This window comes from Algibacter sp. YIN40 (assembly GCF_057219435.1).
On record NZ_JBXVVC010000003.1, the window covers coordinates 484,629 to 499,238 of the forward strand.

Annotated in this window: 10 protein-coding genes; 2 read left to right on the plus strand and 8 right to left on the minus strand. The window is 32.1% G+C overall.

Features of this window, described 5'->3' with window-relative positions:
* Nucleotides 1-14: 14 nt before the first annotated feature.
* On the plus strand, nt 15-2,120 hold the full coding sequence (locus AC2D6V_RS13075) for an elongation factor G (RefSeq protein WP_484648649.1): 2,106 nt from the start codon (nt 15-17) through the stop codon (nt 2,118-2,120).
* A gap of 22 nt (nt 2,121-2,142) precedes the next feature.
* Nucleotides 2,143-2,523, plus strand: a complete 381-nt coding sequence (locus AC2D6V_RS13080; protein ID WP_484648650.1) for a hypothetical protein — start codon at nt 2,143-2,145, stop codon at nt 2,521-2,523.
* A gap of 1,290 nt (nt 2,524-3,813) precedes the next feature.
* On the opposite strand, the gene AC2D6V_RS13085 is transcribed toward AC2D6V_RS13080, so the two are convergent.
* The 8 genes from AC2D6V_RS13085 to AC2D6V_RS13120 form a co-directional block, all read right to left on the minus strand.
* The gene (locus AC2D6V_RS13085; RefSeq protein WP_484648651.1) at nt 3,814-5,475 is read right to left on the minus strand and encodes a cadherin repeat domain-containing protein; all 1,662 of its coding nucleotides are present in this window, start codon (nt 5,473-5,475) and stop codon (nt 3,814-3,816) included.
* A 13-nt stretch (nt 5,476-5,488) separates the two neighbouring features.
* Nucleotides 5,489-5,866 carry a hypothetical protein gene (locus AC2D6V_RS13090; RefSeq protein WP_484648652.1) on the minus strand — a complete coding sequence of 126 codons (378 nt, stop codon included), beginning with the start codon at nt 5,864-5,866 and terminating at the stop codon, nt 5,489-5,491.
* Between the two features lie 90 nt (nt 5,867-5,956).
* Nucleotides 5,957-6,520, minus strand: coding sequence for a DUF6515 family protein (locus AC2D6V_RS13095; protein ID WP_484648653.1), 564 nt, complete (start codon nt 6,518-6,520; stop codon nt 5,957-5,959).
* Nucleotides 6,521-6,610: 90 nt separating this feature from the next.
* Nucleotides 6,611-9,316: a carboxypeptidase-like regulatory domain-containing protein gene (locus AC2D6V_RS13100; protein WP_484648654.1), complete on the minus strand. Its 2,706-nt coding sequence runs from the start codon at nt 9,314-9,316 to the stop codon at nt 6,611-6,613.
* Nucleotides 9,317-9,328: 12 nt separating this feature from the next.
* Complete coding sequence (locus AC2D6V_RS13105; protein ID WP_484648655.1) at nt 9,329-10,180, minus strand: GLPGLI family protein; 852 nt, start codon at nt 10,178-10,180, stop codon at nt 9,329-9,331.
* A 101-nt stretch (nt 10,181-10,281) separates the two neighbouring features.
* On the minus strand, nt 10,282-11,121 hold the full coding sequence (locus AC2D6V_RS13110) for a hypothetical protein (RefSeq protein ID WP_484648656.1): 840 nt from the start codon (nt 11,119-11,121) through the stop codon (nt 10,282-10,284).
* A 17-nt stretch (nt 11,122-11,138) separates the two neighbouring features.
* A complete protein-coding gene (locus AC2D6V_RS13115; protein ID WP_484648657.1) occupies nt 11,139-11,978 on the minus strand; it encodes a DUF4249 domain-containing protein in 840 nt (279 codons plus the stop codon).
* An 11-nt stretch (nt 11,979-11,989) separates the two neighbouring features.
* Complete coding sequence (locus tag AC2D6V_RS13120) at nt 11,990-14,449, minus strand: TonB-dependent receptor (protein ID WP_484648659.1); 2,460 nt, start codon at nt 14,447-14,449, stop codon at nt 11,990-11,992.
* Nucleotides 14,450-14,610 lie beyond the last annotated feature (161 nt).

Sequence of the window (14,610 nt, forward strand, 5' to 3'; positions counted from 1 at the left end):
AATAATATAATTATATGAAAGTATTTGACGATAAGCACATTAAAAACGTTGTTTTTGTTGGAGCACATAACAGCGGAAAAACAACATTATCTGAAACCATGTTGTTTGAAGCTGGACTTATTAAAAGGCGCGGTAATATTGAAGACCATAATACAGTTTCAGATTATCACGAATTAGAGCAAAAACGAGAAGCGTCCCTTTTTCTAACACCATTGCATACAGAATGGCGTAATTATAAAATAAATATTATTGATACACCCGGATTAGATGATTTTATTGGAGAGATTATACCTGCAATTCGTGTATCTGATACTATAGTTACTGTAATTAATGGAAGAAGAGGTGTTGAAATAGGAACCGAAATAATTTGGAATTATATAAACAGTTATAATAAACCTAGTTTGTTTGTTGTGAATCAAATTGATCATCCAGATACTAATTTTGAAGATAATTTTAAGAGCATTAAATCATTAGTTGGAAATAATGCTGTTAAAATTCAGTTTCCAGTAGTAATTGATGGCGCTCAATGTATTATTGATGTTCTTAAAATGAAGATGTATAAATTTGGCCCAAAAGGAGGGAAGCCAGAAAAATTTGAAATACCCCAAGATTATAAAAATATAGCTGATGAATTGCATAATGAGTTAGTAGAAAAAGCGGCTGAGAATGACGAAGAACTTATGGAGCTGTTTTTTGAAAAAGGAACCTTAAACGAAGATGAAATGCGTAAAGGGATAAAAGCAGGTATGTTGCATCATGAGTTGTTTCCTGTATTTTGTGTATCGGCTATAAATGATATGGGCTCTGGAAGACTTATGGGGTTTATTGATAATGTAGCACCCGCAGCGGCAGATTTAAAACCTACTCAAAGTTTGGAAGGAAATGAAATAATAGCTAGCACAAATGACCCCACTGTACTTTTTATATTTAAGACATTATATCTTCAAAATTTAGGACAAATAACCTTTTTTAAAGTGAAATCTGGGGAGGTTCAAGTAAATGACAAGTTATTTAACCCTAGAAATGAAGAGACTGAAATAATCAATCAGTTATTCATTATGGATGGAAAATCTAGAGAACCAGTTAATAAACTAACCGTTGGTGATATTGGCGCTACTTTAAAATTAAAATTTACAGAAACCAACGATACATTGTATAGCGGTAACGAGGTAATAACTGTAAAACCTATTCAATATCCAGCCTCAAGAATTACAAAAGCCATTTTTGCTCAAAATAAAAAAGAGGAGGAGAAACTTAGTGATGCTTTAAAGAGAATACATAGCCAAGATCCAACCATAGTAGTAAAATTTTCAAATGAGTCTAAACAACTGTTGGTAGGTTGCCAAGGTGAATTGCATTTAGCGACATTAAAATGGTTATTAGAACATGTTTACCATGTTATTCCAATATTCGAAAGACCAAAAATTCAATATCGTGAAACCATTCAAAGATCGTCAACATCGAGTTATAGACATAAAAAACAATCGGGAGGGTCTGGTCAATTTGGCGAAGTTCATATGAAAATAGAACCTTGGTACGAAGGCATAGAAGAACCACAAGGATTTAATATTAGGGGAAAAGAAGAGTTGGATTTGCCATGGGGCGGAAAACTTGTGTTTTACAATTGTATTGTTGGTGGGGTTATAGATCAACGTTATTTGCCTTCTGTGATGAAAGGTATATTGGAGGTTATGGAAACCGGACCACTTACAGAATCGTATGTTCGAGATATTAGAGTAATGGTTTATGATGGTAAAATGCACTCGGTAGATTCTAATGATATATCTTTTAAAATTGCGGGAGCACATGCTTTTAAAGAAGCTTTCTTAAATGCCAATCCAAAACTTTTAGAACCAGCTAACGAATTAACTGTAAAAGTACCTGAAGAAATGGTAGGAAATGTAATGACCAATTTACAATCTAGAAGATCTATTATTCAAGGTATAGAAAGTAACGGGAATTACCAGATATTAAAATGTATAGCACCAGCTGCAGAACTCTATAATTTTTCGACCGATTTGAGGTCTTTAACTCAGGGCAGAGCTACTTTTAAATCAATTTTTTCGTCTTACCAAGTAGTGCCTCAAAATGTTCAAAATCAAATAACAAGCAAGAATTAAAATTAATTAAAACGATTATATTATGTTAACAAAAATTTCATATTTAAGTGATCTCAGGTTTAATTTAGAAACCTGGAAAAGGGAGTTACGTTTCCATTTTAATGAAATGGATACATTTCAAGAAAAACTTGAAGAAATAGCGAGTCGTGAATTTGGTAAAAATGCTACTATTCCATTGGAGAATTTTCAAAATAGAATAATGATTGAAAAAAATGCTATATCAAAATTAATGCATCGTTGTAGAAATAAAATGGTGAATATTAATAATGCTAATTATAATGAAAATATTGACGGCCGATTACATAATGAACAAAGTACATTACGAGATGATATGCGGACTTATATTAAAATGCACTATGAGTTAAAAGAAGAAATGATGAATTATTTCCTAGAATGGTTATAAGTAAGTAGTGATGAGTTTAATTTAAGAGTTACGCTTAATTACTTGGGGTGGCTTTTTTAGTTTAAATTTATTACAATACACCAATTGTTCTGTACAGGTGTATCGTTTTAAAAGTTTATTATTGTTTATTTAGCAGGTAAGAGGTAGCAAAATATTCTATTTGACATAATATAAATTATAGTACAAATATCATATTTCGATTATATCTAGCTGTTATGCCATTTGATAGCTATAATGTAATATTATGTAAAATATCCCATAAAGTCTTGAACACACAATAAACTGTAGTACTTGGGTCATTAAACTTTAGGCTCTTGAGTTTAGTACTAAATAAGAAACATTCTGCTGTTTGTAGCTATAATTAGCCATTATGTAAAATTGCCGCTGCCTATGCGCTCGATTGCTTTTTATAAATTAAACGCTTCTGGCGTTTATTTCTAAACACAATTTCCAACCGCATAGCCACCGCCATAAAAAAGCTAGCCTTTTAGAATGATTCAAAATTCGCGTATTCGATAATAATCCTGCAATATTTTTTTCTACGACATTCTCGTAAAGCGTTCCGCAAGAGTATAAAATTACTCTGCGAGATAATTTCTATACACTTGCTCTAATTCTGCAATTATTTAACTTTTTTGGGTTTGAGCTATTTAAGAACCTTTAGAAGTGAAAATTTGAAATTGTGACTATTAATGGTTTATTATTATCTTTTTTTCTTGATAAAAAAAGAAACAAAAAAATCAAGGCTGCACAAAACTTTGGAAACAATATACGGCTCAATCGCTATATTTTAGAAAACATTAGAACGTTTTAAGATTGCTTAGAACTCGTTTTAAAATTTATTAATATTTAAAAAATGTGTATTGCTAACCCTCTAAAATATTCACGCTCATTCACCTATTGTTTTAGCCAAAGTTTTATGAGGCCGTTTTGCCATCGCTCTATCTGGGTAAAAAACACAAGTTCTATTTTACATAATATTATAGAATTATGCTTTTTATTATCTTAAATCTTACTTTGTAATCTTAGCACTTTTTTTCTATTTCAAAAATCAATAGATAGAAAAGAATTATTGATAAGAAATTCAATTAATTGCATTTATAAATTCAAATATTAAATTGATATGTTAATTCAACTTCGCCATAAACGCTTTTGTGTATGAACAGTAGCGGATTTAAGCAACTACTTTTCGATAAGCAATATACTTAAATAAACGCAATAGCGGTTTAAGTTTTCACTCAAACCGCTATTGTTTATACACTGTATTAGGTGCAGTTATTAATAATATTTTTAGTTTGTTACACGCATCGGATTATCTAATGCCATAATTACAGGTTCTAAATCCCTTGGGCCTGGCTGTGTGTAGTTTACGTTTGAAAATGGTGTTGTTCCTGGTCCGCCTGGGTTATAAAAAGCATCATAACCACCTTCTAAACTTGGAATTTCTACGAATATAATGTTTCTTGCCGCACCCTCATCACCTTCAATAATAATGTCTATGTAATTGTCTCTATCTTCCATATAGCAATCTCCATATACTGTGCCATTAAAGCCTGCTACGTTTCCTAAATCTGATAAGCCCAATATTTTTAGGGTACCACCTTCAACTTGGTAATCCACACCGACATCTTCGATTAAAACTGTTGAACCGTCTGTACCTGTAGCATGAATTCTAAAAAAACGTTCATAATCTGTAGGTAGCACTCCACGAACTCCATCTGGTGAAAAACCACCTGAGGTTAGTACACGAAGTCGGAAATCGCCACCACCATATAAATCAAATTCGTCGTTTTGTGGCAATTGCATATTCACAATAGGATTGCTAACACCTTCACCAATTGCTTGTGTTCCTACGTGGTTCAGTTTAGCGCCCACCAATCTTGGTCCATTATTTGGGTCGTATGGGCTTGTAGTGGTTTCCCAAGATAGCCCCACAGCGCTTACCATTTGGTTATTTGGCCCAGCCAACATTAACGGCGTGTCACCTGTTACGATTTCTACTCTTACAGAAAAACGTGCATCTGGGTCTGTACTAGGCAGTCGGTTACCAAATTCACCAAAAACTACGATACAGTTACGTTCATTATTTTCAAAATTAGGTAGCATACCAATAGCCATTGGCGAAATCACTTCTCCCGTGTTCAATGTAACTTGAACATCATTTATATCTATTGTATTGGTTAACACAGGCCAACTGAACACAATAGGCATACCATCTAAACCCAAAGCACCGTCTTTTAAAAACTGCTGATAAGGAGTTTTTAATATATATCCATTAGCTAATTGCTGTTGCGTTACTGAAGAAGTTAAGGATGCTGTATTATCGTCAGCACAATTAACATCGGACAGCCAAGCGCCTCCTGCTTGTTCAACCAGTTGTTGAGTGATTTCTGTGCCAGGCAATCCAATAATATCTCCAAAACCATATGATGCTGAAAGAATTTCTGGGGTTTCTGACCAATAGTCAGCTCCAATTAGAGTTCCATCATAAAAAAGTGAAAAAGGCCCTTGCGGGAAAGTAACTGTTGTTTCAACCAAGTTAATGATAATAGTAATAGTAGCATCAGTATTACTTTCTCCATCACTAACTTGCACAGTTAACGTATATGTTGTGGTTGGATTTAGTGCTCCTGAAACGGTAATGATTCCTGTTGTACTATCTATTGCAAAGATGTTATCATCATTTCTCGCAGTAATGCTGTAGCTTAAAACATCGTTATCTTCGTCAGTAGCTAAAACTTTTCCTACCGAAGTGCCTATGGCTGCGTCATTAGTTATTGAAAATGTTTGATTTTCGATTAAAGGCGCTGTGTTATTTATAGAATTATCGTCATCATCAGAGCAACTTAATAAAAGAACTAATGTTCCTATTATTAATATTATTTTCGAATTCAGTGCTGTTAACATATCCAGTATTAATTTTCTCAAATTGTATTTTATCGTTTTAATCATTTTGTTTGCTTTTTTAATTTCTATTTTTACGTTTTTCCTTCATCTTCTTTTGTATTTCCTTTTGGGTCTTTTTATATATCTTGTATTGTTCAGCAGAAAGCAATGTTTTCATTTCTTTGTTTTTTGAACCTACTATGGATTTATATTCTTTGTACTTGGCAAACCTACCCTGATCACTAGTTTTTAAAATTTTCATTTGAAGTGCATACTTTTTTGTAATTTCTTCAAATATTGGTTTCTGCTCTTCTGATAAGTCTAATTTTTCAAAATACTTTTCTAACTGTTCTTTAACTTGCTCTTTTTGTTCTTCTGTAAGTTCTCTGTCTTGTGCAAAAGACATTGTGCTAACGAACATTACGATTACTACGATACTACTTTTTAATACTTTCATTTTTCTATTTTTTATTGTCTATTCTTTTCTAGTTGGTTTTCAAAATTCGGACGATTAAACATAGGTTTATTTCTCTTTATTTTGAATGAGTTACTCTTCTAAATCACCCACAACTTTAAACCCTTTGCCATCTGGAGTGGTAACGACTTTATACAATTTAGCATCATATTCATAAAATGTTTTTCCATCTATTTCTATTTGTTCTGCTTCCTCTGGTAATTCATAAACTATGATATTATCTGGTGCTTCTACCACTTTATAACCATTGCTAACAGATACATAATAAACTCCTCCAAAATAAAAGTAAGGTCTTCCTGCAATGACAATTTTTCGATAACCAACAGGTAAAACTTTTACCCTTACACCTCTTGGTGCTGTTACTACAACATATCTTCCTCTGTTATACCTGTAATAACGCCCTTTGTAATAGTGATATCTAACCCCATTCCGTTTTACAACAACTGCTGTAGCGGGTAGTGTTCTTACTGCTCTTACAACAGGTGCTTTTCTTTTATAAACCACTCTAGGACTTGTTGTTCTTATAACTGTTCTATTTGGTGTTTTTACTACTACTCTTCTCTGGGCATTTGATGTTTGTGTTATAAAAAGCATTCCTAGAATACTCATTATTGTTACTATTTTAATTGACTTCATTTTTGTTATTTTTAAAATGTATAGATAAAAAAAATAAATGTGTCTACTAATGTTGATTTATATTACAGTAAATTGAAAGAGAAAATGGTACTACAAATTATATTTAACAGTTAAAAAACCATAACGCGGTTGTACGTAATACTCTGATGTGGTGGAAAAAGCTTCGTTATAATTGTTTTGATTTATGGATTGGGTATTCAAAATGTTTTTTAAACCTAATCTATATTCCCATTTACTGTCTTTTTTTCTATAATAGAGATTTGCATTTAAAAAAGAATAAGAGTTTAGCATCTGCTGATCATCAGAATAATTATAGAAGCTATAATCTGATGTAAACGAAAAATCTTTAAAAAATACCATCTCTAACTTGGCAAAAGGCATGTCTGTATAAAAGATGTTTTTAGTACTTGAATTTGTAAAATTATTTATAGCACGTTGGTAACCAACTTCAAAATTTGGGCCTTTTTTAAAATTTGTTAAAACACTTGCTTTATAACGCTGTGTTAATGATTCTGATTCGGTTATTTCATGATCTACCATATTAAAATTATTAAGCCAAGACACATAAGCACTTAAGCCTACTTTATACTTACCAATGGTTTTATCCCAACGAAATATACCGTTAAGACTTTCGTCTGTTAAGGTTGAATTAATAGGTGTAGATACCGAGTTTATGCCTTGATAGATAAGATTATTTTTTATTGGGTCATTCATTTTTGTATAACTTAATGATGCCAATACATTAGTATAATTAAACAAACTAAAGCTACTGTAGTTCAGATTAAAAGTATCGTACAGACCATTTTTAATCTCATTATTCCCTTGAAATAGTGAATTATAATTATTAAACACATATCCTTGCGCTACAGTATTAACGTCAGGGTATTCTACGGTTTTAGAATAGTTAAATCGTAAGCTTTCAGATTTTTTAAATTGCAGATTAGCATAAAAATTTGGTAATAGTTTCGTTTGAGTATCTTCATATTTTTCTCCGAGTTGTTCATTATTATACGTATAGCTATGAAGGTTTATTCCTGGTGCAAATGTCAATTTTCCAGTAACAAATTTATATGTTGCGCCTGCATATATATCAGAAAAATTTGAAGTCACATCATTATTAAACTCGTCTTCAGCAAGGTCATTTACACTTCCATCATCCAAGGTTTGAAATATAGAGGAATCAAAATTCTGCTTACTATGAGTTCCACCAATAACAAAGTTTAAATTGCTTTTGTTATTAAGCACATTGTAATAATTCACTTTAACATCAAACTTATTGGTATTAATTGTTTTGTTTTGATTTAATCTATAATCTTCTTGTGTTGTATCATAAGGAAATACTGTTGAAAATGGTAATTCTGCTATACTTGGATTCTCACCCAAACCTAAAAATGTGGCATTGTAAAAAGGGTTTTCTTTAGACCATAAATGTTGTATTTCGGCTGAAAAAATATTTTTATCGTTTAATGTATAATACAGATTTGCATTTTGGTTAATAGAAAAAGGGTTATCCTCTCGCAGCTCATTTATGGTATTATTTACAGTTGCTGTTGTAGACGAAACGTTGCTACTTTCTTCTTGTTCAGATAGTTTTAAAAACACATCATAATCTAATTGAAAATTGCTATGCGGTTTATATGATGCACTTATTTTACCAAGACCTAACTTATTATCTTGAATAGAACTCGTAGTAGTTTCCTCTGTGAGATCATCTAAAATATAATCTCTTGTTGTTAATTCTTCTATATCTGTTTTTGTTCCAGAGTAAATAAAGAAACCACTTAAATCAAGGCTTTTACTTGGCGCATAGCTAAAATTTGCTGCTCCAAATTGAATTTCTATTTCATTTGCCATATTGTTTTGAAGTAATGAAAAGCCTAAATTATCTTGAGTTAAATTTAAGGTAGTTCCTCCTCCTGACAAATTTTTAAAACCTCCTGTAAACTTAAAATAATCTCTACGAGTAAAAGGTATTTCACCAATATTATTGATGTCTGTTATTATATTAATACTCTTTTCTGGGCTATAATAAAACAGCTTTGGGTGAACCAAATATCGTTCATCTGGTCCACCACCAGCTGTAACATCACCAAACCAAAAATTCTTCTTTCCTTCTTTAAGTTTAATATTAATAGCTATACTATCGTCATTATTTGTAACGCTTTGCAATTGTGAGACTTCATTATAATTTTTAAGCACTTGCACTTTTTCTATAGCACTAGATGGGATGTTTTCTACAGCCAGTTTAGAATCTCCGTCGAAAAAATCTTTCCCTTCTACCATTAGCTTCTGTACACGTTTACCTTCAACCTCAATTTCTCCATCATCATTAATTTCTACTCCTGGCAATTTTTTAAGCACATCGCCTAATTTTTTTTCTGTTCCATTCTTAAAAGAATCGGCATTATAGACAATGGTATCACCTTTAACTGTAATGGGCATTTCATAAGTTAAAAGAACTTCATCTAATTGGCTATTATCTTCGTAAAGTGTAAAGTTTTTTTCAAAGTCTATAGATTGCTCGGTTATTTCTAAAGTCTCAGAAATGGTTTTGTACCCTAAAAAACTAACCTTTAAAGTATAATTAGCATTCTTTTCAAGCGAAAGCTGATACCTGCCCTTATTGTTAGCAACCGAATATGAAGCTAATTTCTTTGTTTCACTATTTATCGCCACCACATTAGCAGATTCTAAAGGAGAACCAATACTATCTTTTATAGATCCTGAAACATTAATCTCCTGCGAAAAAGAGTTTAAAGAAAATAGTACACAAAGTATATATAAGATTTTTTTCATTTGAACTTATTTTTAATTACCTCTTCTACCAAGGGCTCCTCTACCTCTTTGAAAATTTTCTCGAATCTCTTTTGCCTTTTTCTTTACAAGCTCATCATACTTTTCTTGGTTTATTTTTTTTCCTTTTTTAGGCGGATTAACTGTTTTTCCTTCTTTATTTAATTCGATTTTTGAGCAAAGAATTGTAGTATTTCCCGCATTTACTTCTAGAATTAACCCTGGTAAACCATAATACATTGCAGGTCCTTGAGAAACAGGAATATCAAGGGTAAACCAAGCCGTTACTATTATCATTTCATCGGCTATTTTTCTGTCTTCTCTCGAGTCATCTGTTTGTTGCTCTCCTGGACGAAAGTTTGTTGGCAATCCTCTATTTTTTATGATAGCAATAGCCTTAAAGCAGGTATGCTTTCCAATCGTTTTTATATCATCAGTAATTTTCCAATCTATCGTTTTAAGTGAATCTTGAATTAGGAATAGTTTCCCATAAAGGTCTACTTGATTTTTGTACGTATTGTCGATAGTATTCTTGTAAAGTTTGCCATTATTCCCTTGATTAAGTATCATTTTTAGCATTCCCATTCGTTGAGCTATTATTCCATTGCCTTGGTCTTGTTCTAGCTTTTCTTCTTCAACATATATAGAAGAATTCTTATTAAAAGAGAGTACAAAATTATTAGTTGACATACTATTGATACGTTCTTGTATCATTGCCTTTTGAGCCTCAGGAATTTGACGATTTCCTAAGTCCATTTTTATCGTATTTTTCACAACGTAATAGGCTTTACCATTAGTGTTTTGTGCAGAAACTGATGCTGAAAATATGAGTACAAATAGTGTTATTATATTTTTTAAATAGTTCATTTTTAATAATTTTAATTAATAAAATATTACTTTAATTCAATAGGATTCCAAATGAATACTAGATATATTTTTAATAGAAGATGGTAATTCATTTATTTTTTTTATGCAGAAACATCTACCCAGAATTGAATAGGTTTTAATAAAGCTTTTAATTCATTAATTTTTTCAAGTTTACCACTTACACCTAATTTATTTTTAAATCTTGCAGGCATCTTATCCAATCTAGAACTGTCAGGTAGGTTGAGCTCTAAATTTGGATCATTAGTTGCTATACCTATTCCCCAAGTATCTTTTTTAACCTTTGTACTTTTTTTGAGAAGCCTTTTAGGAATCGCAATTTCAAATGTAAATGATTGGCCAGGTATCAATTTTGTATCAAACACAATACCCAAACTCTTAAAATCTAAAGTATTACGATTGAAATTTATTATTTGCCCATCGTCATGACTACTAAAATTTATTAGGCCGATATTCTCCGATTGACCTTTAAAATTCTCTAATAACTTAGACTGATCTGGCAATATATTTTTATCAATATTGGGCATTGAGCCCATACCTCTTCTTCCTCTAAAACCACCACCGTTACTTTTGAGGCTTGCGAATTTTTGTTTTATTGCGTCTGAATTTATAATCCCTTCCGGGAAAGAAATACCTTGGTCTTTACTATGCTTTCCGTCTGTATTAATCCAATAGGTCATACCTAAAAGCATAATTTTTTTCATAACCTGCTCATCAAATGAACTTACCATTAAATACAAATTATCTTCATCCTGTTGTATTGCATAATTTATATTGTTGTTGGACCGAATTGTATTGACCGGCCATTCTGTCTGATCTCCATCAATTACAGGAACAGTTACAGCCTTTTCAACATTATATAATTTCTTACTACATGAACTTGATAAAAATGCTATACCTATTATTAGAATTATTTTCTTCATTTTATTGATTAAATTATTTATTGCTTAATCACTTCAAAGTAAACTTCCTGACTTGCAAATCCTGAAAAAATACCTAAACCATTATTTATGTTTGAATAAGGTTCATTTAAATCTCTTGAATCTTGGCTTGATGTTTCATAGAGTAAAGCATATTCTTCATTGACGTGATAAATTGTAACCTTGTGCATACCATATTGTGTATAGTGTATCAAAGGTCTTAATTCTAAAATGTTCTGTTGGGTAGGTGAAGTTGTAAATTCAAAATTGATGCCCAAACCACCAAGAACATCCGTTGGGTCTATAGACTGAGGATTATCTTCAATGTTTTCAATCACCAAATAATAGTAACTACTTTCGGTGTTGTTCCAAATGACATCAATAGTTTGCTGAAAAGATTCTCTAAAACCCCTTAAATCTAGTAACGAATTTATTTCCGGTATTTCGATTGACTCAGGCGATATATCCACTCCTTCTGGTTCGCTAGGTATAGTTGTTGTTGAAGATATTATTCTATCTTCATATTCAAAAGTTAGTTGATAGTTGTCCCCAATATTTACAGACAAATCGTTACCATCATAAAAATATCTTCCTGGTTGGTCTGTAAATGGTGAAAGAACAAAATTTTGACCATTACTAGTAATAGTTATAATTGCGTGACTTATAAGTTCTGGCTCAATATCGCTTCCACTATTAAATGGTACTGTTTTTTTTAAATAAATATCATCAACAGATTCTCCTTCATAAATAAAGGCTTCTACAACTGGTTCGCTTTCCTCTGAGTCAAAATCCGGAACATCTTCACAAGATGAAATAATGATGATACATAATACAGCTATAATTTTATTGAAAGTTTTCATTATTATTTATTTTAAAATGATACGTTAAAAAATAAGCTAGGTGTAAAACCTATATAATTTACATTTGTTTCTATTACCTCACTATCCACTACTTCAAACTCTTTATACCAAGTATTGGTTCTGTTGTAAAAGTTGAATAAGGATAATCCCATACTTCCTTTACCAGATCCAAGATTGAAGTTATAAGTAGCACTCAAATCTAGGCGGTGATATGGTTCAAGCCTAGGACCATTCTTTTCTCCTACGCTTACATATTCGGTTTCTGTTCCATCCAAAAGAGTAATAGTATATATGCCATTAGGTGCTGTATAAGGTTTACCGCTCCCGTAAACCCAAGTTGCCCCTAAATCCCAACGACCTGCCTTGAGTACATTAACAAGTTTAAATTCGTGGCGCTGATCGTTTAAAGAATAAAATGGATTGTTGTTTAAGTCTGGGAATGTGTGAACTACTTCGCTCAATGTATAGCCCAACCAGCCTGTATATTTGCCTACCTTTTTTTGGATTAAGAAATCAACACCTCTTGATATTCCTGTACCCTCAAAAAACAATTGATCGTTAGGGTCTGCCCCTAGTGCAGACTGAAAACGAAGTGAAAATTCCGTAAGTCCTGACATATCTTTTTCAAAATATTCAACATCAAATAACCAATCATCAATTTCATAGCTTGCACCAATAATTAAATGCTCTGCGAAACTGATTGGACTATTATCTTCATTAGCCAAAAGCCAAAAGTCTCTACTTCCTTGAGTTACGTCTTCACGAACAATCCTATTGACAAATTGATAATATCTTCCCCAAGCTCCTTTGAGTTTGATTTGGTCATTAAGTTGGTATGATGCCGAAACGCGAGGTTCAAAATAGAGTTCATCCGTTACATCAAAATGAGTAGCTCGAATACCACCAACTATATTTAATTTTTCGCTTGGACTCCATTTATCCTGTAAATAAACTGTACTTAATACCCCTTTATTTTTTTGATCTATTACGGTTGTTGAATCGTTAAGACTGTAGTTATAATCAACTTCATTCTTTGTTAATTGTCCACCAAATTCCAAGCTATGTTTTGAGTTGATTTTATACTCATTGTGTATTCTAACCGTATAATCTTTTAGATTATTATCTTCTACCAAGCCAATTTTGTTAGTGTTGGTTGAGTCTGCTAATTGTATGGTTATATCGTTTACCCTATTTCTCTGACTAAAGTAATTGGAATAAGCACCCACAACATTTGTGTACAGTTTGTCATTCCATTGTCTTGCCCATCGAACACTAGAACCCCAGTTTCCCCAATTCAATAAATCATCAATGTCAGCATTTATAGTTCTTTCTTCATCTGTGCCCGAGCCAAAAGTATTTTGGTTTTCCCTAGAACTATCTAGATTATCTTCACCATTATACATTGAAACTGAAATAATGTCTTTATCGGAAGGTTTGTAACTGAATTTTGCATTTAAATCATAAAAGTAGAATGAAGGTTGTGTTTGGTTTTGTTGAAACCCATTGAAATTAGGTAGATTATTACCATTAGTTTGTTCAGAGTCATTATACAAATCAAAAATGCTATTGTATAATCCGCTTTTAAGAATATCGGTATAAGACCTTCTACCAGATATCAAAAGATTTGCTTTCTCACCGATTGGAATCTCAACAGTTGCATTTGCACTCAATAAGCTTAAACCTCCAGAAAAACTTAGCTTATTGCTATTTCCCGTTTTACCAGTTAAATCCATTACACTTGAAATTCTGCCACCATACTCGGCAGGAAACCCACCTTTAAATAACTGAATATCCTTTATAGCATCACTATTAAAAGCACTGAAAAAACCATAAAAATGATCAACGTGATATACCGTAAAACCGTCTAAAAGAACTAAGTTTTGATCTGGCGTACCACCACGAACATAAAGGCCAGCAGACGATTCGTTTGTACCGCTTACACCCGGAAGTAATTGTAAGGCCCTAAAAATATCTTTTTCTCCTAAGTTTGGTATGGATGCCAACTTTTTGGGCGACAATGATATCTGACTTACATTTTTATTCATTTTGACGATTTGCTGTCTTGAATCGGCACTTATGACAACCTCATCTAGTTGGTTGGCATCAGGTCTCAGAAGTATTGTTATTTTATCTTTTGCCATTTCTGGTTTGAGAACTAGGGTCTCGATTTGATAACCTAAATATTGTACCTGTATAGTTGAAGTTTCTGATGGCACATTGAATAGTGTAAAGAAGCCATCTTCATTGGTTGTTGTGCCAATATTTGTGTCTTTCACAAAAACATTAGCAAAAGGTAATGTCTCACCACTTTCCTTGTCTTTTACAACACCACTAATGGTGATCGGGTTCTTTTGAGATTTGTTTTCTAAAAGATGTGAGGATACATTACTCTTGAGGTAAATTGCATAACTCTTGGTTGTAGAGCAATACAGAAACATAATAAAAAATATAGTTAAAACTTTTCTGTCCATATTCTTGAATTTAGAGATTTATTGATTGTTTAGTTCCGTTATAGGATTTTACAGGATATGCAGTTTGTTTACTACTGTCACAGAAAATCAGTAAAAGATTAGTAATAATGCTTGATATGAATGTTTTTTTTTGTGTTCATATTTAATATCAAATGTATGAG